Source organism: Haemophilus sp. THUN1691, from assembly GCF_059704425.1.
In genome coordinates, this window is record NZ_AP046578.1 from 1,200,454 (window position 1) to 1,224,791 (window position 24,338).

The 24,338-nt window shown below is 37.5% G+C and carries 25 protein-coding genes, 1 tRNA gene and 1 riboswitch; of the genes, 15 read left to right on the plus strand and 11 right to left on the minus strand.

Annotation, left to right across the window (positions count from 1 at the left end; genetic code table 11):
- Positions 1–34 precede the first annotated feature (34 nt).
- Complete coding sequence (locus AC6H0J_RS05755) at positions 35–1,375, plus strand: replication-associated recombination protein A (protein ID WP_497513105.1); 1,341 nt, start codon at positions 35–37, stop codon at positions 1,373–1,375.
- An 82-nt stretch (positions 1,376–1,457) separates the two neighbouring features.
- Here AC6H0J_RS05755 and aroA read toward each other — a convergent pair whose 3' ends face one another.
- The 3 genes from aroA to AC6H0J_RS05770 all read right to left on the minus strand — a co-directional run bounded on the left by aroA (position 1,458) and on the right by AC6H0J_RS05770 (position 4,066).
- Positions 1,458–2,756: a 3-phosphoshikimate 1-carboxyvinyltransferase gene (gene aroA / locus AC6H0J_RS05760; protein ID WP_046953471.1), complete on the minus strand. Its 1,299-nt coding sequence runs from the start codon at positions 2,754–2,756 to the stop codon at positions 1,458–1,460.
- Positions 2,756–3,592, minus strand: a complete 837-nt coding sequence (gene purU, locus AC6H0J_RS05765; RefSeq protein ID WP_118816988.1) for a formyltetrahydrofolate deformylase — start codon at positions 3,590–3,592, stop codon at positions 2,756–2,758. The genes aroA and purU overlap by 1 nt, the downstream gene beginning before the upstream one ends.
- Before the next feature lie 69 nt (positions 3,593–3,661).
- Positions 3,662–4,066 carry an H-NS histone family protein gene (locus AC6H0J_RS05770; RefSeq protein WP_005632458.1) on the minus strand — a complete coding sequence of 135 codons (405 nt, stop codon included), beginning with the start codon at positions 4,064–4,066 and terminating at the stop codon, positions 3,662–3,664.
- Positions 4,067–4,284: 218 nt separating this feature from the next.
- Positions 4,285–4,460, plus strand: a riboswitch (Lysine riboswitch).
- Between the two features lie 57 nt (positions 4,461–4,517).
- Here AC6H0J_RS05770 and AC6H0J_RS05775 point away from each other — a divergent pair.
- The 3 genes from AC6H0J_RS05775 to ilvN all read left to right on the plus strand — a co-directional run bounded on the left by AC6H0J_RS05775 (position 4,518) and on the right by ilvN (position 8,517).
- Complete coding sequence (locus AC6H0J_RS05775; protein WP_497513108.1) at positions 4,518–6,038, plus strand: Na+/H+ antiporter NhaC family protein; 1,521 nt, start codon at positions 4,518–4,520, stop codon at positions 6,036–6,038.
- 266 nt (positions 6,039–6,304) lie between these two features.
- Positions 6,305–8,026 (plus strand): acetolactate synthase 3 large subunit, encoded by a 1,722-nt coding sequence (locus AC6H0J_RS05780; RefSeq protein WP_497513109.1) that lies wholly within the window; start codon positions 6,305–6,307, stop codon positions 8,024–8,026.
- Positions 8,026–8,517: an acetolactate synthase small subunit gene (gene ilvN, locus AC6H0J_RS05785; RefSeq protein ID WP_005626246.1), complete on the plus strand. Its 492-nt coding sequence runs from the start codon at positions 8,026–8,028 to the stop codon at positions 8,515–8,517. The genes AC6H0J_RS05780 and ilvN overlap by 1 nt, the downstream gene beginning before the upstream one ends.
- Before the next feature lie 293 nt (positions 8,518–8,810).
- Here ilvN and argS read toward each other — a convergent pair whose 3' ends face one another.
- Complete coding sequence (gene argS / locus AC6H0J_RS05790; RefSeq protein ID WP_497513112.1) at positions 8,811–10,544, minus strand: arginine--tRNA ligase; 1,734 nt, start codon at positions 10,542–10,544, stop codon at positions 8,811–8,813.
- Positions 10,545–10,623: 79 nt separating this feature from the next.
- On the opposite strand from argS, the gene AC6H0J_RS05795 reads away from it, so the two are divergent.
- Genes AC6H0J_RS05795 through AC6H0J_RS05805 form a run of 3 tightly spaced genes read left to right on the plus strand, consistent with a single transcriptional unit; the run spans position 10,624 to position 11,985 of the window.
- Positions 10,624–11,193 carry a VOC family protein gene (locus AC6H0J_RS05795; protein ID WP_005626242.1) on the plus strand — a complete coding sequence of 190 codons (570 nt, stop codon included), beginning with the start codon at positions 10,624–10,626 and terminating at the stop codon, positions 11,191–11,193.
- A 4-nt stretch (positions 11,194–11,197) separates the two neighbouring features.
- Positions 11,198–11,494 (plus strand): hypothetical protein, encoded by a 297-nt coding sequence (locus tag AC6H0J_RS05800; RefSeq protein ID WP_118816983.1) that lies wholly within the window; start codon positions 11,198–11,200, stop codon positions 11,492–11,494.
- Positions 11,495–11,520: 26 nt separating this feature from the next.
- Positions 11,521–11,985, plus strand: coding sequence for an outer membrane lipoprotein (locus AC6H0J_RS05805; RefSeq protein WP_118816982.1), 465 nt, complete (start codon positions 11,521–11,523; stop codon positions 11,983–11,985).
- 221 nt (positions 11,986–12,206) lie between these two features.
- On the opposite strand, the gene pgi is transcribed toward AC6H0J_RS05805, so the two are convergent.
- The 4 genes from pgi to pyk form a co-directional block, all read right to left on the minus strand.
- Positions 12,207–13,856: a glucose-6-phosphate isomerase gene (pgi, locus tag AC6H0J_RS05810; RefSeq protein ID WP_497513115.1), complete on the minus strand. Its 1,650-nt coding sequence runs from the start codon at positions 13,854–13,856 to the stop codon at positions 12,207–12,209.
- A 106-nt stretch (positions 13,857–13,962) separates the two neighbouring features.
- Positions 13,963–15,045: an alanine racemase gene (gene alr / locus AC6H0J_RS05815; RefSeq protein WP_118816980.1), complete on the minus strand. Its 1,083-nt coding sequence runs from the start codon at positions 15,043–15,045 to the stop codon at positions 13,963–13,965.
- 9 nt (positions 15,046–15,054) lie between these two features.
- Entirely contained in the window at positions 15,055–16,470 is a 1,416-nt protein-coding gene (locus tag AC6H0J_RS05820) for a replicative DNA helicase (RefSeq protein WP_268988379.1), read from the minus strand.
- 132 nt (positions 16,471–16,602) lie between these two features.
- Positions 16,603–18,039, minus strand: coding sequence for a pyruvate kinase (gene pyk / locus AC6H0J_RS05825; RefSeq protein ID WP_118816979.1), 1,437 nt, complete (start codon positions 18,037–18,039; stop codon positions 16,603–16,605).
- Between the two features lie 228 nt (positions 18,040–18,267).
- Here pyk and AC6H0J_RS05830 point away from each other — a divergent pair.
- Positions 18,268–18,344, plus strand: a tRNA-Val gene (locus AC6H0J_RS05830).
- Between the two features lie 134 nt (positions 18,345–18,478).
- Here AC6H0J_RS05830 and AC6H0J_RS05835 read toward each other — a convergent pair.
- On the minus strand, positions 18,479–18,883 hold the full coding sequence (locus AC6H0J_RS05835; protein WP_005629056.1) for a Z-ring associated ZapG family protein: 405 nt from the start codon (positions 18,881–18,883) through the stop codon (positions 18,479–18,481).
- Between the two features lie 29 nt (positions 18,884–18,912).
- A complete protein-coding gene (locus AC6H0J_RS05840) occupies positions 18,913–19,263 on the minus strand; it encodes a RidA family protein (RefSeq protein WP_005629055.1) in 351 nt (116 codons plus the stop codon).
- Positions 19,264–19,374: 111 nt separating this feature from the next.
- Here AC6H0J_RS05840 and AC6H0J_RS05845 point away from each other — a divergent pair, with 111 nt between their 5' ends.
- Positions 19,375–20,091 (plus strand): YwiC-like family protein, encoded by a 717-nt coding sequence (locus AC6H0J_RS05845; RefSeq protein ID WP_005629053.1) that lies wholly within the window; start codon positions 19,375–19,377, stop codon positions 20,089–20,091.
- A complete protein-coding gene (locus AC6H0J_RS05850) occupies positions 20,092–20,634 on the plus strand; it encodes a tetratricopeptide repeat protein (protein ID WP_005629051.1) in 543 nt (180 codons plus the stop codon).
- Between the two features lie 14 nt (positions 20,635–20,648).
- Here AC6H0J_RS05850 and AC6H0J_RS05855 read toward each other — a convergent pair whose 3' ends face one another.
- Positions 20,649–21,056, minus strand: a complete 408-nt coding sequence (locus AC6H0J_RS05855; protein ID WP_005629049.1) for a Cd(II)/Pb(II)-responsive transcriptional regulator — start codon at positions 21,054–21,056, stop codon at positions 20,649–20,651.
- A gap of 95 nt (positions 21,057–21,151) precedes the next feature.
- On the opposite strand from AC6H0J_RS05855, the gene AC6H0J_RS05860 reads away from it, so the two are divergent.
- The 5 genes from AC6H0J_RS05860 to AC6H0J_RS05880 are packed head-to-tail and all read left to right on the plus strand — an operon-like array spanning position 21,152 to position 24,204.
- On the plus strand, positions 21,152–21,835 hold the full coding sequence (locus AC6H0J_RS05860; protein WP_005629048.1) for a DUF4198 domain-containing protein: 684 nt from the start codon (positions 21,152–21,154) through the stop codon (positions 21,833–21,835).
- Between the two features lie 12 nt (positions 21,836–21,847).
- A complete protein-coding gene (locus AC6H0J_RS05865) occupies positions 21,848–22,333 on the plus strand; it encodes an HI_1622 family ECF transport-associated protein (RefSeq protein ID WP_005629047.1) in 486 nt (161 codons plus the stop codon).
- On the plus strand, positions 22,333–22,953 hold the full coding sequence (gene cbiM / locus AC6H0J_RS05870; protein ID WP_005629046.1) for a cobalt transporter CbiM: 621 nt from the start codon (positions 22,333–22,335) through the stop codon (positions 22,951–22,953). Before AC6H0J_RS05865 ends, cbiM begins: the two co-directional genes overlap by 1 nt.
- Positions 22,953–23,585 carry an energy-coupling factor transporter transmembrane component T family protein gene (locus AC6H0J_RS05875; protein ID WP_497513120.1) on the plus strand — a complete coding sequence of 211 codons (633 nt, stop codon included), beginning with the start codon at positions 22,953–22,955 and terminating at the stop codon, positions 23,583–23,585. Before cbiM ends, AC6H0J_RS05875 begins: the two co-directional genes overlap by 1 nt.
- A gap of 1 nt (position 23,586) precedes the next feature.
- Entirely contained in the window at positions 23,587–24,204 is a 618-nt protein-coding gene (locus tag AC6H0J_RS05880; RefSeq protein ID WP_005629044.1) for an energy-coupling factor ABC transporter ATP-binding protein, read from the plus strand.
- The last annotated feature ends 134 nt before the right edge of the window (positions 24,205–24,338 follow it).

Genomic DNA, 24,338 nt, shown 5'->3' on the forward strand with positions numbered 1-24,338 from the left:
AGAAATGCGCCCTTCAATTTTGTGAGAAATAAATATGTCGAACCTCAATTTTGATTTTGCCGAAAATGATTTTCGTCCACTGGCAGCCAAGATGCGTCCAACGAGTCTAAAGCAGTATTTTGGGCAAACTCATCTTATTGGTGAGGGTAAGCCACTGCGTAAAGCTATTCAAGCTGGACATATTCATTCTATGATTTTCTGGGGGCCACCAGGTACAGGAAAAACAACGCTTGCAGAAATTATTGCGCAACGTATTAATGCAGAAGTTGAGCGAATTTCTGCTGTGACGAGTGGGATCAAAGAAATTCGAGAAGCGATTGAGCGAGCAAAACAAAATCGTCTTGCAGATCGTAAAACTATCTTATTTGTGGATGAAGTCCATCGTTTTAATAAAAGTCAGCAAGATGCATTTTTACCGCACATTGAAGACGGAACCGTTATTTTCATTGGAGCGACAACAGAAAATCCATCTTTTGAGCTAAATAATGCGTTGCTTTCTCGTGCCCGAGTGTATGTGCTGAAATCACTCACAACGGCTGAAATTGAACAAGTTTTGCAGCAAGCCGTAGAAGATCCTGAACGTGGATTGGGTAAAGAGCGGTTAATTTTAGAAGAGAATTTGCTGCAAGTGCTTGCCGAATATGTTAATGGGGATGCGCGATTAGCCTTGAATTGCCTCGAATTAATGGTGGATATGGCAGATGAAACCGAAAATGGAAAGAAAATTGACCGCACTTTATTAAAAGAAGTCTTAGGCGAACGTCAAGCGAGATTTGATAAACAAGGTGATCGTTTCTATGATTTAATTTCTGCGCTACATAAATCTGTTCGCGGTTCTGCACCAGATGCGGCATTGTATTGGTATGCACGAATTTTAACGGCAGGCGGTGATCCTTTATATGTTGCGCGACGATTACTTGCCATTGCTTCAGAAGATGTGGGAAATGCAGATCCTCGCGCTATACAAGTCGCATTGGCTGCTTGGGATTGCTTTACTCGAGTCGGGGCTTATGAAGGGGAGCGAGCCATTGCCCAAGCCATTATATATCTTGCGGTAGCGCCAAAAAGTAATGCAGTTTATACCGCATTTAACACTGCGAAACAGCAAGCGAAAGATTTGCCGGATTACGATGTTCCACCACATTTACGCAATGCGCCGACTAATTTAATGAAAGAGCTTGGCTATGGTGCTGAATATCGTTATGCTCATGATGAACCTAACGCTTATGCGGCAGGTGAAAATTATTTCCCGCCTGAATTAAAAGACACCCAATATTATTTTCCGACGAATAGAGGTATGGAAATTCAGATTAAGGAAAAACTAGAACGATTACGTGAGCAAGATAAAAGTGCGGTGAAAAGACGGTATAAATAATCTTTATTTAGGATTTTTTAGAATGGAATGAAAGTGCGGTTGATTTTGAAAACTGTTTTGAAATTTACCGCACTTTTTTAATTTAATCTCTTAAGCAAATTTTCTCAAATTCACTAAAGAATGTTGGAAAGGTTTTGGCAGTACATTTGGGATCTAAAATTGTCACTGGTGTATTGGACAGTGCGATTAGAGAAAAACACATTGCCATGCGGTGATCGTTATAAGTCTCAATATCTGCATGTTTAAACTGATTGAGCGTAAGTGGTTGAATACGAATAAAATCTTCACCTTCTTCGACTTCTGCACCGACTTTACGTAATTCGGTTGCCATTGCTGTTAAACGATCTGTTTCTTTCACGCGCCAGTTATAAATATTTCGAATGATGGTTTCTCCTTTAGCAAAAAGAGCAGTGGTCGCAATCGTCATTGCGGCATCTGGAATGTGGTTCATATCCATATCAATGCCATGTAATTCAGCACGTTCGGCTTGAATAAAATCCTCTCCCCAAGTAATTTTTGCCTCCATTCTTTCTAATACATCAGCAAATAAACGATCGCCCTGAATAGAGTTTTTGCCAATTCCCGTTACTTTTACTTTTCCTTTAATGGCACCAGCTGCGAGAAAGTAAGATGCCGATGAGGCATCGCCTTCTACCAAATATTTTCCAGGTGAAATGTAGGATTGATTTCCCTTAACTTGAAATTTTTGGTAGTGATGGTTTTCAACATCAACACCAAAATCTCGCATCATCGCAAGGGTGATGTCAATATAGGGTTTAGAGACTAGTTCACCGATAATTTCGATTTCTGTGTCATTTTCTGCAAGTGGCGCAGACATTAAAAGTGCGGTCAAAAATTGGGATGAAATAGAGCCATCAATTTTGACATTTCCACCTTTTATCCCTTTGTTAAGAATTGCGACTGGAGGATAACCTTCATTTTCTAAATAGCGAATATCTGCGCCCGCTTGGCGTAAAGCATCGACTAAATGGAGAATCGGCCGTTCTTTCATACGAGGTTCACCCGTTAAGATGATTTCGACTTCGTGGTTTCCTTTTAAGCAAAGTGCTGCGGTTAATGGACGCATTGCCGTACCCGCATTGCCAAGAAAGAGAGAAAGATTGTTCTGTATATTGAATGCTCCGCCCAATCCTTCTATTTCACAAATAGTTTTGTCATCAGAAAGTTGGTAGCGTACACCTAACGCTTTGAGAGCGTTAAGCATATGTCGAATATCATCACTATCTAATAAATTGGTTACTTTTGTTGTGCCTTTAGCTAAGGCTGCTAAAAGTAATGCGCGATTCGATAAACTTTTAGAACCTGGTAAATTAATTGTTCCTTCAACCGCACTTATTGGCGCAAGGGTGATTTTTTCCACTACAACACCACCGTTTTATTTTTATAAACAAAAATTCTATCGTGTAAAGCAAGATCAAGGGCGCGACTTAACACTGTTTTTTCCACATCACGACCAGCACGCATCATCGCTTCAGCATTATAAGTATGATCAACATTAATGACATTTTGCATAATGATCGGACCTTGATCCAATTCATTATTAATGAAATGTGCTGTTGCGCCGATAATTTTTACGCCTCGTTCATAGGCTTGTTGATAAGGCTTGGCACCAATAAAAGCAGGTAAGAATGAATGGTGGATATTAATCACTCGATTTGGATAACGAGCGACAAATTCAGGATTTAACACACGCATATATTTAGCGAGAACAATATAATCTGGCGTGTATTCATCAATTTTTTCAGCTAATAATTTATCGTGCTCAATACGAGTTAAGCCTTCATGGCTAACTAAATGAAATGGAATATTGAAGCGCTCAACGAGTTCGCGTAAATTATCATGGTTGCCGATCACTGCTGCAATTTCTACATCAAGCGCACCATAATAATTTTTCATTAAAATATCGCCGAGGCAGTGAGCTTCTTTTGTGACTAAAATAACAATTTGTTTACGTTGTGTACCAATTAATCGACAATGCGTTCCTTCGGGTAAGCTATATTTTAGATCTTCTAATAAAGTAGCTTCGTTAAAAATACCTTCCAATTCTGTACGCATAAAGAAATGCTTGGTTTCAAAATCTACAAATTCATTATTATGCAGAATGTTTAGTTGATGTTTGTAACAAATGTTGGTTATTTTAGCTATTAGGCCTTTATCATCGGGACAATCGGTGAGTAATATTTTTTTTTCGATCATAATGTTGTGTGCTACGTTTAGATAAAAAAATAGAACCCATAAAAATGGGTTCTATTTCAAATAGAAAAATTAAATTTCGAAATCAGATAATGATTTACCAGAATTCAATGCATTTTGAATTGGGCGTGGTGTGCGACCTTGGCCAGTCCATGTTTTACGCTCGCCATTTTCATCAATAAATGCATATTTTGCTGGGCGAGGTGGACGTTTTGCTCTAGCAGATGTTGCTGCTGTACCAAAGATCTCTTGTAATTCTTCAGGTGTAATACCTTCTTTTTCCATTAATTCTTTATATTTAGCTAAGCGTTCTTTTCGCTCTGTTTCTGCTTTAATTAATTCTGCTTCATTAGCACGTTTCTCTTCAACAGCAGTTTGTAATTTTTCAAGAGCACTTTCCGCTTGTTCTAAAGTTAATTCGCGCACTGCCGCACGTAAACTACGAAGATTTGTCAAACCTTTTGCTAATTCGCTCATAATAAACCTCGATAAAATAATCTTGTATGTGGAAAAACTTATTTAATAATAGGGAAAATAATATTTATTGTAAATATCTATTTTAAATAAATGGTCGGAGCAGGTATATATCTTTAAATTTCTTTTTGTTTATTTTTTATATTTTTAATTCAATCTAATAAAATTTTTTATAAAACTTGTTGGCATTTGGATTTTTTTACGGTAATCTCTTGAATCACTACAAAAGTAGAGGTGCAATCATTATAAGTATTTTTTCAGAGTGGATAACGATGAAGAAAAAAGAAAGGAATGATTGCCGAAATCAAACAAAAGTCGTTTTGTTTGGTTGGTGGCGTACTTGAAAGGGGCGACACTGTCATAGTTTTTTGATTAACTATGGAGCGCTACGGTTGTTCTGGTCTTATTCTGTCCTTTGCTTTCCGTTCTCTCCATTAATTGTAGGTATCTCTTAATGGAACTTATCGATTTTTCATCCTCAGTTTGGTCAATCATTCCAGCTTTATTGGCGATTGTCTTGGCCATTGCAACTCGTCGTGTATTGGTGTCTCTCAGTGCAGGGATTATTGTTGGTGCGTTAATGTTAGGTGGCTGGAATATTGGCTCATCTTTCAGTTATCTATCAAGCAACGTGATTTCACTTGTTTATGCTGATGGCGCAATTAACTCTAATATGAACATTGTCTTGTTCTTATTATTGCTTGGTGTTTTAACCGCACTTTTAACTGTATCAGGTAGTAATCGTGCATTTGCTGAATGGGCTCAAAACCGTATTAAAGGTCGTCGTGGTGCTAAATTATTAGCTGCATCATTAGTTTTTGTTACTTTTATTGACGATTATTTCCACAGTCTTGCTGTAGGCGCAATTGCTCGTCCAGTGACAGACCGTTTTAAAGTTTCTCGTGCGAAACTTGCTTATATTTTGGATTCAACGGCAGCACCGATGTGTGTAATGATGCCAGTTTCAAGTTGGGGCGCATACATTATTACCTTAGTAGGCGGTTTATTAGCGACTTATTCGATCACTGAATACACACCAATTGGTGCATTCGTGGCAATGAGCTCAATGAACTTCTATGCAATTTTCTCAATTATCATGGTGTTCTTTGTAGCATATTTTTCTTTCGATATTGCTTCAATGGCACGCCATGAACAATTAGCTTTGGAAAATTCTGAAGATGAATTAGAAGAAGAAACGGGTGCAAAAGGTCACGTACGTAATCTCGTATTACCTATCTTAGTTTTAATTTTTTCAACGGTTACAATGATGATTTACACTGGTGCATCAGCATTAGCAGCGGATGGTAAAGAATTTAGTATTTTAGGTGCGTTTGAAAATACTGTTGTTGGAACTTCTTTAGTTGTGGGTGGTACTTGCTCAATTCTAGTTTCTACTTTATTAATTATTATTGATCGTCAAGTGAGTGTTCCAGAATATGCACGCTCTTGGATTGCAGGTATTAAATCAATGGCGGGTGCCATTGCGATTTTATTCTTTGCGTGGACAATTAATAAAGTCGTTGGGGATATGCAAACTGGTAAATATTTATCTTCTCTTGTTTCTGGTAATATCCCAATGCAATTCTTACCAGTAATTTTATTTATTCTTGGTTCTGCAATGGCATTCTCAACTGGTACTAGCTGGGGGACATTCGGTATTATGTTACCAATTGCAGCGGCCATGGCTGCAAATGCGGCGCCAGAATTATTACTCCCTTGTTTATCAGCAGTAATGGCGGGGGCTGTATGTGGTGACCATTGTTCTCCAGTATCGGATACAACGATTTTATCTTCAACTGGTGCAAAATGTAACCATATGGATCATGTGACTACTCAGCTTCCTTATGCTGCCACAGTTGCAACTGCAACGGCTATCGGTTACATCGTAGTTGGATTCACTTATTCAGGTTTAGCTGGTTTTGCAGCGACGGCGGTTTCATTATTTTTAATCGTATTTGTAGTGAAAAAACGTTAAAAATGTGATCTTGCTCAAAAATTTAAATAAAATATAAAATTTTGATAAATTTATAAAATGCGACATAAGGTCGCATTTTTTTTATTTAAAAGTAGTATTTTTTTATAAAAATCTGATCTTGTATAAATTTTTAGTTTTTTATTCTGTTTTGTAGGTGTTTTTAGCCGTAATGTAGACTAGACAAAAATTTTTTGCTTAGTATGATGTAAATCATTGATACAAAGCATGGGCACTTTTGAAAGTGCGGTTCGTTTTAGGAGTAAAAGATGAAGAAGTTATCTGGCGCAGAGATGGTCGTTCAATCTTTACGCGATGAAGGCGTAGAGTATTTATTTGGTTATCCTGGTGGGGCAGTATTAGATATTTATGATGCGATCCATACACTAGGTGGTATTGAACATATTTTAGTTCGTCATGAACAAGCGGCTGTACACATGGCGGATGGCTATGCACGTTCTACAGGTAAAGTTGGATGTGTGTTAGTGACTTCGGGGCCAGGAGCAACAAACGCAATCACTGGCATTTTAACGGCTTATACAGATTCCGTTCCTATGGTCATTATTTCTGGTCAGGTCATGAGTAATTTAATTGGTCGAGATGCATTCCAAGAATGTGATATGGTGGGGATTTCTCGTCCTGTTGTGAAGCATAGCTTTATTGTCAAAAAAGCGGAAGATATTCCATCTATTTTGAAGAAAGCTTTTTATATTGCCTCAACTGGTCGTCCTGGGCCTGTTGTGGTGGATATTCCCAAAGATACTGTAAATCCGAATTTTAAATATCCTTATGAATACCCTGAATCTGTAGAGTTACGCTCTTATAATCCAACAGTAAATGGGCACAAAGGCCAAATTAAAAAAGCATTAAAAGCACTTTTAGTAGCGAAGAAACCAATACTTTTCGTCGGTGGCGGCGCAATTGCTGCTGAATGTAGTACGCAGTTAATTCAGTTTGCACAACGGCTAAATTTACCGGTTACCTCATCATTGATGGGATTAGGCGCTTATCCAAGTACGGATAAACAATTCCTAGGTATGTTAGGGATGCACGGTACTTTCGAAGCTAATACGGCAATGCACGAAAGTGATCTTATTTTGGGAATTGGCGTTCGTTTTGATGATCGCACAACAAATAATTTAGAAAAATATTGCCCAAATGCAAAAGTAATTCATATTGATATTGATCCAACCTCGATTTCTAAAAATGTCCCAGCAGCAATTCCAATTGTCGGAAATGCGAAAAATATCTTGGAAGAATTTTTGAGTTTATTGAATGAAGAGGGATTGAAATCTCAAACAGATCTTGAAAGTTGGTGGCAAGAAATCAACCAATGGAAAGCAAAAAAATGTTTGGAATTTGACCGCACTTCTGGCGTGATTAAACCGCAACAAGTCATGGAAGCGGTATATCGTCTTACTAAAGGACAGGCGTATGTGGCTTCTGATGTAGGGCAACATCAAATGTTTGCTGCGTTACATTATCCGTTTGATGAGCCTCGTCATTGGATTAACTCTGGTGGCGCGGGCACCATGGGATTTGGTTTACCCGCTGCATTAGGCGTGAAATTGGCTCATCCGGAAGGAACAGTTGTTTGTGTTACTGGTGATGGAAGTATTCAAATGAATATTCAAGAACTTTCTACCGCAACGCAGTATGGCATCCCTGTTGTCATTATTTGTTTGAACAATCATTTCTTGGGAATGGTAAAACAATGGCAAGACTTGATTTATTCTGGTCGCCATTCGCAAACCTATATGAATTCCTTGCCTGATTTTGTGAAATTGGCTGAATCTTATGGGCATGTCGGTATAAAAATTGCTACACCCGATGAACTTGAAAGTAAATTGAAAGAAGCATTCAGTATTAAAAATAAATTAGTATTTGTGGATATTAATGTAGATGAATCTGAGCATGTGTATCCAATGCAAATTCGTGGTGGCGCAATGAATGAAATGATTTTAAGTAAACCTCAAGAGGAGACAAACTAATGCGTAGAATTTTATCTGTTTTACTCGAAAATGAGTCTGGTGCTTTATCGCGTGTTGTTGGTTTATTCTCCCAACGTGCCTTTAATATTGAAAGTTTGACGGTGGCGCCAACGGATGATCCAACACTTTCTCGAATGACTATTGAAGCAGTGGGCGATGCTCAAGTATTGGAACAAATTGAGAAACAACTCCATAAATTAGTGGATGTGTTTAAAGTGATTAATTTGAGTGAGCAAGAGCATATAGTTCGAGAAATTGTTTTAGCGAAGGTAAGGGCAGTAGGTTCATCTCGTGATGAGATTAAACGTTTAGCCGATATTTTCCGTGGACAAATTGTAGATGTCACACCAAAATCTTACACAATTCAATTAAGTGGCACGAAAGATAAAATTGATGCATTTATTTCTGCATTGAAAGAAGAAACCACATTGTTGGAAATTGTTCGTTCTGGATTGATTAGTGTGTCTCGTGGAGAAAAGAATATTCTCTAAAGTAGGGGCGTAAAGTGCGGAAATATTGTAATAGAATTTTACCGCACTTTATTAGAAATATATTTGTTTTTAGTTTTTTTATAAAAAACTTGTGACCAAGTTCACAAATCTAAAAATATGTATTTGCATAACTGATCGGATTTCTTTATTCTGAAACCACTAAAAACAAGTGCTATCTTAAATAGCCGACATCTATTTTGCTTTCCGAGTAGTGCCCCATTGGGGCACTTTTTTTATTCTGTAAATAAGTATAAAAAATCCCTTTCGTAAGAAAGGGATTTTAATTATCTAAATTACATTTTTTCTACGGTTTTAATACCGAGTAACTCTAAACCTTGTTTTAAGGTTTTTTCTGTTAATAATGCCAATTTTAAACGGCTTAATTTTACGGCCTCATCTTCAGCATTTAAAATTGGGCAATGCTCGTAGAATGACGAGAATATGCCTGCTAGTTCGTATAAATAAGCACAAAGCACGTGTGGTGTGCCTTCTTTTCCGACTGTTTGCACTGCTTCTTCAAATTGTAAAAGTTTAATTGCAAGCGCTCTTTCTTTATCATCTTCAAGCGTTAAAGGTGCAGCTAAAAGTGCGGTCGAATTTATATCTGTTTTATTAAAGATCGAACGAATTCGAGTATAGGCATATTGCATATAAGGTGCAGTGTTACCTTCAAAGCTTAACATATTATCCCAATCAAAAACGTAATCAGTAGTACGGTTTTTGGAGAGATCCGCATATTTCACCGCACCAATACCGACAGCCTCAATCACAGCTTCTTTTTCATCATTAGATAAATTTGTATTTTTTTCATTAATTAATACAGTGGCGCGCTCAATCGCTTCATCTAATAGATCGGCTAATTTCACCGTGCCACCAGTACGGGTTTTAAATGGCTTGCCATCTTTACCAAGCATCATTCCAAAGTTTTTATGCTCTAAAGAAAAACTGTCTGGTACATAACCTGCTTTACGAGTAATTAACCAAGCTTGTTGCATATGTTGGCTTTGACGAGTATCTGAAAAAACAAGTGCGCGATCAGCTTTTAATGTTTCATAACGATATTTTGCTGCAGCAATATCGGTTGTAGTGTAAAGGAAACCACCGTCTTTTTTCTGAATGATCACGCCCATTGGATCGCCTTCTTTATTTTTGAACTCATCCAAATAAACAACCAATGCACCATCATCTTCTACAGCTAAACCTTGTTTTTTAAGATCTTTTACGATGCTTGGTAACATAGGATTATAAAGACTTTCACCCATAACATCTTTTTCGGTTAAAGTCACATTCAAGCGATCATAGTTGTGCTGATTTTGTTGCATCGTGATGTTAACTAAACGTTTCCACATCGCTCGACAATATTCATCACCACCTTGTAATTTCACAACATAATTACGCGCTTTTTCTGCGAATATTTCATCTTCATCGTAGTGTTTTTTGGCTTCGCGATAAAAGGCTTCAAGATCTTGCAATTCCATTTCACTCGCATGCTCGTTTTGCATTTTTTCAAGATAAGCAATAAGCATACCGAATTGCGTTCCCCAGTCACCAACATGGTTTGCACGAATGACATTGTGACCTAAAAATTCTAGGGTTCTCACAACAGCATCGCCGATGATCGTAGAACGTAAGTGACCTACATGCATTTCTTTTGCTACGTTTGGAGATGAATAATCAATCACGACAGTTTGCTTATCCGTAGCTTGAATACCTAAATTCTTTTGGGACAGCGCAGTTGAAACCTCTGTTGTTAGCCAAGTTGGATTTAAGAAAATATTAATAAAGCCTGGTCCTGCGATTTCTAATTTTTCTGCAATATCAGATAGTTGAGCATTATCTAAAACTTTTTGAGCAAATTCTCGTGGATTTAAACCTAATTTTTTTGCCGCAGCCATAATGCCATTGGCTTGATAATCGCCAAATTGTGGTTTTCCTGATTGACGAACAAGCGCATCGCAAGATTGATCTGCTCCAGCAAGAATCATAGCTTGTTTGATTTTGTCGGATAAAATAGATTGAATATTCACGTTTTTTCCTATGTTCAAATTGAATAATGAAAATAATCGGCTATGATACCGTTCTTTATGAGTTTCTCAAAGGGACAAAATGACAAATTTACAGGAAAAATCACCCGCACTTTTTTCTGATTTGGCGGAATTTGAAAAAAAAATTCAACAATTAGCTCAAATAATGTTAATTGATTTTTCAAATTATGAAATTGATCACCTTGCTGTGCGTGTAAATAATGAACAAAATGCAAAAGACTGGCTGACACTTTTATTGAAATACGGTAGAATTTTATCCGATAACGTTGTCAACGGGCGCAAGATTTATCTAATTCAGTTAGAAAAAGCAGTGACATTTGCTAATCAGTTCGTTGATGTTATTGAACTTCCGTTCCCTAAAAATAAGGAGTATCCCATAGAAGGTTGGGAGCATATTGAGGTTGTAGTGCCATTTTTACCGAATGAATCGATAAATGAATGGGTACAGCGTATTAATATGCGTTTTTTATGGAGCGAATTAACTCAATTAACTATTAAAGTGAGTGAGCCTAAAGTGGATGGCGAGAGATTGCCTAATCCATCTATTGCAGTAAGTTTTGTTGATAAGACATCAAATCATACTTGTATTAAGGTTCATCCTTATTCTATAAAGAAAATACTCGAGGTTTAGCAAAATGAAAAAATTATCTCTTGCATTAACGGTTTTAGCGGCTGTAGGTTTAAGCGCTTGTTCTTCTTTCCAAAAAGATGAAAATGCTTATAAAGGCCAAATCGTTTTTAGCCAAATGGAAGGTGAAAATCTTAAATTAACCATCCGTAAAAATGATTGTTCTGGTCGTCAACAGGATGGCGAGCAAGTTGAGCTTAGTCACAAGTACGATTCAACTTTAGTTGTTGGTGCTTGTGTTTTAGTATCTGACAATGGTAATACTAAAAACATTTCAACTTTTTCTCCAAGAAACCCACTTTAATTCCTTTCTAATATAGAGAATATTATATGAAAAAAACAAATATGGCATTAGCACTGTTACTTGCTTTTAGTGTAACTGGTTGTGCAAATACTGATATTTTCAGTGGTGATGTTTATAGCGCATCTCAAGCTAAAGAAGCTCGTTCAATTACTTATGGTACGATTGTTTCTGTGCGTCCTGTTAAAATCCAAGCTGATAATCAAGGTGTAGTTGGTACGCTTGGTGGTGGTGCTTTAGGTGGTATTGCTGGTAGTGCAATTGGCGGTGGTCGTGGTCAAGCTATTGCAGCAGTAGTTGGCGCGATTGGCGGTGCAGTAGCTGGAAGCAAAATCGAAGAAAAAATGAGTCAAGTAAATGGTGCTGAACTTGTAATTAAGAAAGATGATGGTCAAGAGATCGTTGTTGTTCAAAAGGCTGACAGCAGTTTTGTAGCTGGTCGCCGAGTTCGTATTGTGGGTGGTGGCTCAAACTTAAATGTTTCCGTGCTATAACTAATAGCGTTAACACCTAATATCTTATTAATCAGCGTCTTAACCCTTTAAGGCGCTGATTTTTTTATTATTAAACATACAAAAAACAATCAATTAAAAATTGCTATATCTATTCATAACATCTTAAAGATAAATTAAAGGACTAAATCCTATAATAAATATGGAATTTAGTCCTTGATATAAAATTATAATTGTTTAAATCTTTTATATTAAATAAACAATTAACGCCATGCTTTAAATTGATTAATTAACCCATTGGTTGAACTGTCATGACTTGCTACTTTTTCAGAATTTGTTAATTCAGGAAGAATTCTGTTTGCAAGTTGTTTGCCTAGTTCTACACCCCATTGATCGAAACTAAAGATATTGAAAATCACACCTTGTACAAAGATTTTATGTTCATACATAGCAATTAATGCCCCCAAGGTAAATGGAGTGATTTTTTGAACGAGAATCGAATTAGTTGGCTTATTACCAGTGAATACTTTAAATGGAACAATATTTTTTACATCATCTAAAGATTTACCTGCTTTTACAAATTCAGCCTCGACTTCCTGTTTTGTTTTTCCGAACGCTAATGCTTCTGTTTGTGCGAAGAAGTTAGAAAGCAATTTATTATGATGATCCGCCAAGGAATTATGGCTTTGGGCTGGCGCAATAAAATCACAAGGAATTAAAGTAGTGCCCTGGTGAATTAATTGATAGAACGCATGTTGTCCGTTTGTACCTGGTTCTCCCCAAATGATTGGGCCAGTTTGGTAATTGTTAATGACATTGCCATCACGATCCACATATTTACCATTTGATTCCATATTACCTTGTTGGAAATAGGCTGCGAAACGATGTAAATATTGATCATAAGGTAAGATCGCTTCTGTTTGTGCACCAAGGAAATTGGTATTCCATAAGCCAACTAATGCTAAGGTGGTTGGAATATTTTTTTCAATTGGAGTAGAACGGAAATGTTTATCCATTTCATGCGCGCCATTCAATAACTCTTCAAAGTTTTCAAAGCCAATTGATAGTGCAATTGAAAGACCAATAGCTGACCATAAAGAGTAACGACCGCCAACCCAATCCCAAAATTCAAACATGTTATTGGTATCAATACCAAATTTTTCTACATCTTTAGCATTGGTTGATAACGCTGCAAAATGTTTTGCAACCGCACTTTCATCTTTCGCTGCTTTTAGTAACCAATCACGTGCACTTTGCGCATTTGTCATGGTTTCTTGAGTGGTAAACGTTTTAGATGCCACTAAGAAAAGCGTGGTTTCTGGATTGACTTTTTTTAAGGTTTCCGCAATATGTGTACCATCGACATTTGAAACAAAGTGCATATTTAGGTGATTTTTATATGGGCGAAGCGCTTCTGTTACCATATAAGGGCCTAAATCAGATCCGCCAATACCAATATTCACGACATCAGTAATCGCTTTTCCTGTATAGCCTTTCCATTCACCAGAAATAATACGCTGACAGAAATCTTTCATTTTATCTAGCACAGCATTGACTTCAGGCATGACATCTTTACCATCAACAAGCACTGGAGTATTAGCACGATTGCGGAGTGCGGTATGTAGTACAGCCCGATTTTCAGTACGATTGATTTTTTCACCTGTAAACATTGCTTCTTTTGCGCTATCAAGAGAACATTCTTGAGCAAGTTGGCGAAGATGTGAAAGGGTTGTTTGATTGATATTGTTTTTGGAAAAATCTACAAGAATTTGGTTATTGAATGTTAAAGAATAATCGTCAAAACGATTTTTTTCTTGTTTAAATAAATCTTGGATGGTGGTGTTTGACAATTCAGCTTTATGTGCTTCGAGAGATTTCCACGCATGGGTGTGAGTCGGGTTAATGTTTTTCATGGTATTTCCTTTCATTAAAAATAATCAAAATTTTAACCGCACTTTCTAGGGTTTCTATCAGAGAGGGAGTGAATCCCTCTCTTCAGAAAATGCAGTGATTAACAGATTAATCAACATATTCAGTTATAACACGCGGTGTTAATTTTGTAATTAGCTCATAGCTTAAAATTCCTGTGAATTTAGCTACGGTTTCAATAGGTAATTCCTTACCCCATAGAATTACTTCATCACCTACTTCATCTTGGCTATCAGGTCCTAAATCAACGGTTAACATATCCATTGAAACCCTTCCAACGATTGGCACGATACGACCATTCAAATAAACAGGCGTGCCTTCAGGCACATCTCTAGGATATCCATCGCCATAACCAATAGCCACAACACCGATTTTTGTATTATGCGAACTTGTCCAAATGCCACCGTACCCAACTGGTTCACCTTGTTTATGGTTGCGAACAGCAATCAATGATGAAGTTAAATTCATCACTGGCGTTAAACCAAACTCAGCACCGACGGTATCAGTTGGTGAAATGCCATACATAATAATACCTGGGCGGATACATTCCAGATGAGATTCAGGCCAGAAAAGAATGCCACCTGATGCCGCAATAGTACGTTCACCTTGTTTATCTTTTGTGGCGGATAAAAAGCGGTTGATTTGAAGTTGGGTATAATTGGATTCTAATTCATCAGCGCGGCTAAAATGGCTAACAAAGCCTAAGTGCGGTTGAATATATGGAAGTTTTTTAAGTTCATTATAGAAAAAATCCACTTCATCTAATGAAACACCTAAACGATGCATGCCTGTGTCTATTTTTAACCAAACTTTAATTGGACTTGGTAAATTCGCACGTTTTAGTGCTTCCAATTGTTCACGATTATGTACGATAGTTTCGATATTATTGACCGCTAAGACGGGCAAATCTTGTTCATTAAAAAAGCCTTCAAGCAATAAAATCGGTTTAGTAATACCATTGGAACGTAATGCCAGAGCCTCTTCTAAACGAGCCACGCCAAAGCAATCGACATTTTGTTCTAAAGTTGATGCGACAAACACAACGCCGTGACCATAGGCGTTTGCTTTAACCACTGCGATGATTTTACTATTTGGTGCTTTTTGTTTAATTATTTCTAAATTTTGTTTTAAGGCGTGCGAGCTAATTTTCGCTGTCGCCGGTTTTACATTCATTGTTATTCCTTAATAATCATCATGATATTCACGTTGTTCGGCGAGATTGTCGAAGCGTGAGAATTGTCCATTAAATTTTAACCGCACTCGACCAATCGGGCCGTTACGTTGTTTACCGATAATAATTTCTGCAACACCTTTATCTTCCGAGTTATCGTTATAGACTTCATCTCGGTAAATAAACATAATCAAGTCTGCATCTTGCTCAATGGAGCCTGATTCACGTAAATCTGAGTTTACAGGGCGTTTGTCTGCACGTTGTTCTAAAGTACGATTTAATTGAGAAAGCGCGACTACTGGCACTTGTAATTCTTTGGCGAGCGCTTTGAGGGAACGGGATATTTCTGCGATTTCTAGTGTTCGGTTATCTGAAAATGCGGGTGCGCGCATTAATTGCAAATAATCCACCATGATCATACTTAATCCAGCATTTTCACGATAAACTCGGCGTGCGCGGGAACGAACATCAGTAGGCGTTAGGCCTGAAGAGTCATCGATATAAAGATTATTTTTTTGCTTGAACATCCCAACTACGCTAGCAATTTTGTTCCACTCGATCTCATCTAAATTTTGACCTGTTCGGATTTTAGTTTGATCAACGCGAGCAAGTGATGCGATCATACGCATCATAATTTGTTCTGCTGGCATTTCTAAACTAAATACTAAAACAGGTTTTTCACTTGCCATTGCGGCATTTTCGCAAAGGTTCATGGCGAAAGTAGTTTTACCCATTGACGGACGTGCCGCCACGATAATTAAGTCAGAAGGCTGTAAACCTGCCGTTTTTTTATCAAGATCAGTGAAACCGGTCGTAATGCCCGTTACGCCTGAATGATTTTCAAGTTTGCTCAAAATATCGATTTTTTCAATAGTACTTTCCAGAACATTGATCACATTTTGTGGACCTTCGCTAGAAGTCGTCCGTTTTTCTGCAATCGCAAATACTTCACGCTCTGCTTCATCAAGAATTAACTTGATGTCTTGTCCTTTGGGAGAATAGCTATTTTCAGCAATACGATTTCCTACCGAAATAAGTTCTCGTAATATGGCTTTTTCTCTCACAATATCCGCATAAGCCAAAATATTAATGGCGTTCGGAGTATTATTGGAAAGCTCTGCTAGATAAGCAAACCCACCCACTTCATCGCTTACACCACGGTTTCTTAAGGCTTGATCTAGCGTAATTAAATCAATAGGCGATTGATTACGCATTAGATGTTCCATTTCTGTAAAAATTAGACGATGCTGAAAAGTATAAAAATCGTCAGCAATCACACGTTCAGCAATACCATCCCAATGTTGATTGCTCAGCATGATGCCACCCAACACGGCTTGTTCAGCCTCAAGTGAGTGCGGTGGAATACTTATTTGTGCTGTTTTTTTGTCAGAAGATTTGATTTGAGGTTGTGATGCCATAGGACTTATTTCGATACTAGAATGTCGTCTATGATACCGCAAATATCTATTGGATTTAAGTGAAAAGTGCGGTGAAAAAAGGAAATAAAAAACGGTGGAAAAATCCACCGCTCTTTCATTTTAAAGTATTCATATTGTTGATTATTCAACAATTAATGTACGACATACGTTGGTTTGTGTCGCACCTTGACCACCGTGAGTAACAAGCACTAAATCACCAGTAGATAAGTAACCTTTTTCTTTTAATGATTGAAGTGCTACTTTTGCACTGGTTTCTGTACGGCTATCTTCATCATGATAAACTGGAGTTACACCACGGTATAGTGCACAAAGGTTTAAAGTTTCTTGATTACGAGATAACGCAAAGATTGGTAAGCCAGAGCTAATGCGTGACATTAATAATGGAGTACGGCCTGTGCTAGTTAAAGTGACGATTGCCACCACACCTTTCATGTGGTTTGCAGCATACATTGCAGACATCGCAACAGATTCTTCAATGGTTTCAAATTCTTTATCCATACGGTGACGAGAAACGTTAATACTTGGCATTTTTTCTGCACCTAAACATACGCCAGCCATTGCCGCTACTGTTTCAGAAGGATATTGACCTGCTGCTGTTTCTGCAGAAAGCATAACTGCATCAGTACCATCTAATACTGCGTTTGCAACGTCCATCACTTCAGCACGAGTTGGCATTGGGTTGCTAATCATTGATTCCATCATTTGAGTCGCTGTAATTACAGCACGATTTAATTGACGTGAACGACGGATTAATTTTTTCTGTACGCCGACTAATTCAGGATCACCGATTTCTACACCTAAGTCACCACGAGCAACCATAATTACGTCAGATGCTAAAATGATATCGTCCATTGCTTCCTCATTAGCCACCGTTTCTGCACGTTCAACTTTAGCAATGATTTTTGCATTTAAACCAGCTTGTTGTGCAAGTTCACGCGCATAATTTAGGTCAGCACTTGAACGAGGGAAAGAAACGGCTAAGAAATCAACGCCAATGCGTGCAGCGGTAATAATGTCTGCTTTATCTTTTTCTGTTAATGCTTCTGCAGATAAACCGCCGCCTAATTTGTTGATACCTTTATTATTTGATAATGGACCACCAACAGTCACTTCAGTGAATACTTTTGCACCATCAGTTGATAATACTTTCAATTGAACACGGCCATCATCTAATAAAAGAATGTCGCCAGGAACAACATCTTGTGGAAGCGTTTTATAGTCTAAACCAACAGATTCTTGTGTACCTTCGCCTTTTGGTAATTCTGCATCAAGAATGAATTTATCACCAACACTTAAGAAAATTTTACCGTCTTTAAAAGTAGATACACGAATTTTAGGACCTTGTAAATCACCTAAGATTGCCACGGTTTTACCTAATTTTTTCGCGATAGAACGTACACGTTCAGCTCGTTCAATATGGTCATCAGGTGTACCGTGAGAGAAGTTCATACGAACTACGTTAGCGCCCGCTGCGATAATTTTTTCAAGATTGTTATCACGGTCAGTTGATGGGCCCATAGTACATACAATCTTCGTTCTTCTTAGTCTTCTAGACATTATTTACTCCGTCAATAATTACAAAATTTTAAAGATACTATTTTTACTTGGCTATATATTAGCCAGATGAAAATCGGTGCGCATTATACGCTTAAAAATTTGGGAAATCAAAAATAGCCCTGTTATTTAAGGCAATACTGTTTACTTTTTTGTCAGTTATCTCGAGTTTTAAGAAAAATACTTGTTTTCAGATTAAAAATATCTATAATTCCAGACAATTTATACAGTGCGACTATAGCTCAGTTGGTTAGAGCACCACCTTGACATGGTGGGGGTCACTGGTTCGAGTCCAGCTAGTCGCACCATCTAACCCTTTCATAACCCCGCGAAACTAATCGCGGGGTTTTGTTTTATCTAGGTTTTATGAGTGATATAAGAGAGCAAAAAATTGTTTCTATATAAAAACGGCTAAAAACATTTCTATTTTTAGCCGCACTTTTTAATTTTCTTCTTTATTTTCTTTAAATAAGCCTGATGCACCCTCTGAATAATCTCTAGGCTGTTCATTTTGAGATTTATCTGTTGCAGTAATCAACTGTTGGGTGAATAAACCTTTTTGATCTTTTTCGCCCAGTAAATTATTGGAGGAGGTTGCGTAGTGGCGATAAAGTTTTTGATAATCGTTAATTAAGGTTTTGAATAATTCAGCACTTTCTGCAAAATGTTTTTCGATTTGCGCCTTTTGTGTATCAAGTTGCGTTTTGACTATTTTTAATTCAGCTTCTGTCTTGGCTTGATGTTTTACGGAGCCTTTGGTTAAACGCACAATAATGTAACCAATAAATAATCCAACAATAAAAGCGATACCAATCGCTCCCCAAATTTCATTTGTCCAATTTTCCATAATATTCTCCTGTTTATTTGGCTTAAAAACTAACAAGTTGCAATAATAACAATTTCAACTTTCCAACGAGGATCCGCTAATTTAGCTTCGACTGTCGCTCGACTTGGTGGACTAACATGATCGACCCATTCATCCCAAGCTTGATTTAATTGTGCATAATCTTGCATGTCTGCTAAGAAAATTTGTGCGGTTAAAATATTGCTTTTATTGGAGCCAATTTCTGCTAACAATTTATCAATTAAACCTAATACTTCTTTGGTTTGTTCGTAGGCATTTTGCTCGATGGTTAATTCTGGAACTTGCCCTGCAAAATAGGCTAGGTTGTTATGAATTGAAACTTCACTTAAACGTGCGCTGGGTAAAATGCGTTGAATTGTCATAGTGTTCTCCTTTGGGGTATTTTCTTCTATTCTAAATAGCGTTTACTACTTTGTAAAATCCTCTTTACTAGGCTAGAATACCCGACAATTATTCTCAATTATTTAATCATTATGAAACTGCTTATCTCTAATCAGCATGGTGCTATTGTTATGGCATTGGTGCCTTTTATTTACGGTATGTTACTTGCTAATCCAGTATGGGCGCACGTATTTTTATTATTAGGATGGTTTTCGCTTTATTTGATGACTTATCCTTTTTTGAATTTTTTTAAAGGTAAAAATCTTGAGTTATACAAAAAATGGTCTGTGATTTATTTTGCTGCGGCAGTGATTTTTGCGATTCCCGCGTTAATTTATAATTGGCAAGTACTGTATTTTATGTTTGCCATGCTGCCGTTTGTCGCTGTAAACATTTATTTCACGAAGAAAAAAGATGAGCGTAATTTATGGAATGATTTGGCGGGGATCTTAATTTTTGCTCTAGCTGGAATGGGATCTTATTACTTTTCTGACCGCACTTTTGATGAAAAAATGCTTTGGGTAGCGATTTATCCAACATTATTTTTTATTGGAACAACACTTTATGTGAAATCAATGATGCGTGAGCGAAAAAATCCACGTTATTTTTGGGCGTCAGTAATTTTTCACTTATTATGTGTGCTGATTTTTGTAGTTTCGCAACAATTTATTTTAGCATTATCTTTTGTTCCCGGATTCGTGCGCGCGGTTTATCTGCCCACTAAAAAGCTTTCTGTTATGCAAGTTGGATTAACAGAATTTGCGATTACTGCTGTGTTTTTTATTTTACTTTTAATAGCAACTTTATAAATGAAACTGAAGTTATTTTTTCATACAGTATTACTTTCTTGTAGCTTGCCTATTTGGGCAATAAAAACCGTTGATATTACAGCGAGTTCGAAAATGGATGATCAAGCAAGAATGAATTTGGCACAAGACTTTGCCAATAAACAACAATGGATCTCTGTTTTCGATATTATGTATCCGATGGCTTTAGAAGGAAATATCACCGCTCAAAGCAATCTAGGCATGTTATATAACCTTGGGCGTGGCACGGTGAGAGACTACGAAAAGGCTTATTGGTGGTTTAGCGAAGCGGCAGAGAAGGGCAGTGTGAAAGGGCTAAATAACCTTGGCGTTATGTATCTACGTGGCGATTACGTCAAACAAAATACAGCGCAAGCCATTAAGCTTTTTGAACGTACAGCTCGAGCTAAAGATACGGATGCGATGATGATGTTAAGTAATATTTATCGATCACAAAACCAACCTGAAAAATCATTGGAATGGCTGAAGAAAGCCGCTGAATTAGGCAATAAGGAAGCAAAACAGCGTTTATCTAGTCAGCCGTAATCTTAAAAGTGCGATTATTTTAATCGCATAAATTTCACGCCACTATGTTGCAATAGCAATTTCATTGGATCTTCATCATTCGAGACTGTTTTCTCACGTAATTCAATTAATTTCATCCGTAAATGGGCAAGTTCATGAATTCGTGTGGCCACTTCTTTAATATGTTTGTCTAACACACGATTTATTTCTTCTGCTTGTTGTTTGGAGGCATTTTTTAAATTCAGTAGGCTTTTTATTTCACTTAATGAAATATCTAAATTTCGACAGTTACAAATAAATGATAAACGTTGCAAGTGTTCTTCATTATATTGGCGAAAATTGCCTGAAGTGCGTTTTGGGGGCGGGATTAAACCTTGTTGTTCATAATAACGAATGGTTTCTACGGTACAGCCTAGGGCTTTAGCAAGTGCTCCAATTTTCATCAATTTCCTTAAAAAATGACTTGACTCTAAAGTTACTTCATATTTTATCATGCGTTCAGATTTTCTTAAACAAAAACAAACAAGGAGCATCCAAAATGGAATTAAAAAAAATCGCAGTGGGATTAACCGCACTTTTAGGTATGTCTGTTGCTAACGCGCACAATGTTTGGCTTGAACCTGCTTCAGCCCAAGGTGAATACGTGGTGAAATTTGGACATGAACAAACTGAAACCTATCCAGAATCTAAACTTAAATCTATCCAAGCTTTAAATGCTCAAGGAAAATTAACCGCAGTTGACTATCAATTCAGAAATGGCGAAGCCTATCTTATGCCTAAATCAGATTTAGTATTCGTTCATTTCGATAATGGTGTATGGTCAAAATTACCAAGCGGTAAATACATTGAAAAAACAAAACGTGAAGAACCAACAGCAGAGTTTAGTACCAATCCTGTTAAATTTGGTAAAGCGATTTTGAAATGGGATGCTGAATCTTTCAAATCTCATCAACAAGCATACGAATTGATTCCTCAAGAAAAAGCACAAGCGAACAAACCACTTTCTATCCTTGTGTTACATAATGGTAAACCGGTTCAAGGTATTAAAGTGGGCGTGAGTGAAGATGCACCGTTCAATTTAACCAATGAAAAAGGTATCGCTCAATTTACGCCAACTAAAGGCTTCAACAAAGTATGGGCAGAGTTTGAGGAAAACGTAACTAATAATGCGGATTACGATCGTCGCTCTGTAGAATATATGTTAACTTTTGATGCGCAATAATCTGGATTTGGGATGAAGAAAATTGTTTTTTTAGCCACACTTTTTGCGGCTTGCTATCTCCCGAATGCTTATGCCCACGCGCTTTATGTGTTTGCCCAATATGATGGGCAAACACTCTCTGGCAAATCCTATTATTCCGATATGACCCCAGCAGCTGAAACTTATTTAGAAGTTTTCCGCTCAGGTGTTTCTGATCCTGTTTTAACCGGAAAAACTGACCGCCAAGGTGCATTTAAGCTTTCTATTGCTGATGTGCCACATACCACCTTAAAAGTTGTGGTGGAAGGCGATGAAGGACACCGTGCGTCAGTGGTTGCCGCTCATACATCTACTGAAAATCAAAGCGGTGCAGATTTAATGCTTCTTCGTGAAGATATTGCGCATTTAAAAGATAAAATTTATTTGCATGATATTTTAGGCGGAATTGGTTATATCGTTGGTATTGCTGGACTCATTGCTTTACGTAACGCGCGTAAAATTAAACAAGGACGTATTTAATGCATTTATCTGAAGGCGTGTTACATACGCCTATTTTATTGGCTGGCGCAGTACTTGCTGTTGCGGGCATTGCTGTGGGGTTGCGTCGTTTAGAATCAGAACGTTTACCGCTCACCGCACTTTTTGCGGCTGCATTTTTTGTGGCAGGAACTATTCATGTGCCCGTCGGAATTGGTAGTGTGCATTTAATTTTAAATGGCATGGCTGGTTTATTCCTTGGGTGGGCTGTTTTTCCTGCGTTTCTTACCGCACTTTTATTGCAAGTCATCTTCTTTTCTTTTGGCGGATTTGCAGTGTTAGGCGTCAATCTTTGTGTGATGGCAACGCCAGCGGTGATTGCTCATTATCTTTTCCGTTCTCGTTTACAACCGTACATGGCTTTAAAAGATCGCTTATTAGTCGGTATTGGAGCTGGCGTAATTGGCGTTGGTGGGGCAGGTGCGCTTGCTTCTTTTGTGCTGATGTTAGATGGTGGAAAAAGTTATCTGAATCTTGTTTGGCTCTTGCTAGTCTCTCATCTTCCGGTATTTATTCTGGATAGTATTATCAGCGTAGGGGTGATTACCTTGCTTGGTAAAATGTATCCTGAAGTCATGAATCGTACCGAGAATGTCTCTTAATGAAAATTCACTGCTTATTTCAACCGCACTTTAGGTTGATTTATCTATTTATCTGGGGGCTAATCATTAGTGGATTGAGTGATCTCACTTGGCTTATCCCCCTTAATGTGCTTGCAGTTTCTCTCTTTTTTATTTCACTGCAGTTCAGTCAAAAATCTTTTTTGCCTTACCTTAAACGTTGGTTTGCTTTAATCATTTTTATTGCTTTAATGTGGGCGACATTAAGTTGGAAAATTGGAGAAAATGGCATTGAACTCAATTTTCAAGGTATAGAATTAGCAGAAAAATTGAGTTTACGGACTCATTTATTGTTGATTTCGCTTTGGCTTTTTTTGTGGAATATTAATGATGCGGTGCTTGTTCAAGCCATTGGTAAATTGCCTTTACCAGAAAAATTAATTCAACTTTTTGTGCTGACTATACGTTACATTGCACTGCTTGGCGAATTGCGTCAAAAAATGGATATTGCCATGCGCGCTCGTGGATTTCGTCCTGGGCTTAATCGCCGAACCCTTTATGTGACTGCTCAAAGTGTCGCTTTATTATTGATTCATGCTCTGCTGAAAGCCGAAACGGCGCAAATGGCTTTAAAATGTCGTGGTTTTCAGTTCGGCAAAAAGAGAGAAAAATAATATGTTAGCTGTAAATAATCTTTATATAGAACGTAATGGTAGAGCGATTATTCAAGATTTGAGTTTTACCTTGGAAGATCAAAAACGTCTTTTCGTACAAGGGGAAATTGGCTCAGGAAAAACCACTTTACTGCTTGCTTTGTTGGGATTTGTTCCTGTAACCAAAGGTGAAATTAAACTATTTGGCCAAGTTTGTCGTGAAGAAAAAGATTTCGCACCGTTTCGTGGCACGATTGGTATTTGTTTTCAAAATGCCGATGATCAACTTTTTGGCCCAACAGTGTTGGATGATATTGCCTTTGGACCATTAAACCAAAATGTGCCCAGAGAGCAGGCGTATCATATCGCAGAGCAGCAATTAGAACGTCTTGGTATCACACGTTTAAAAGATCGTATGGTGCATACTTTATCTGGTGGTGAGAAAAATTTCACCGCACTTGCGGGTGTTTTAGCGATGCAGCCAAAAATCTTATTATTAGATGAACCCACCAATGGATTAGATCGAAAAAATACTGAAAAATTGACCGCACTTTTGCGTGAACTTTCCTTACCCATTTTGATTTCATCCCATCATCATGGATTTATTAACGAATTAGCCACAGAAATTATCAGTTTATGATCTTCATCAAAAAGCCGAATTTTGATTGTGCTATGCTTGTTGCAAATTTGTTGACAAAGCTAAGGGCTTTGAGTGTTTTAAACATCATTTCTGTTGAAAGTCAGTTTGAAACCTCAGCCCAAATAAGCACATTA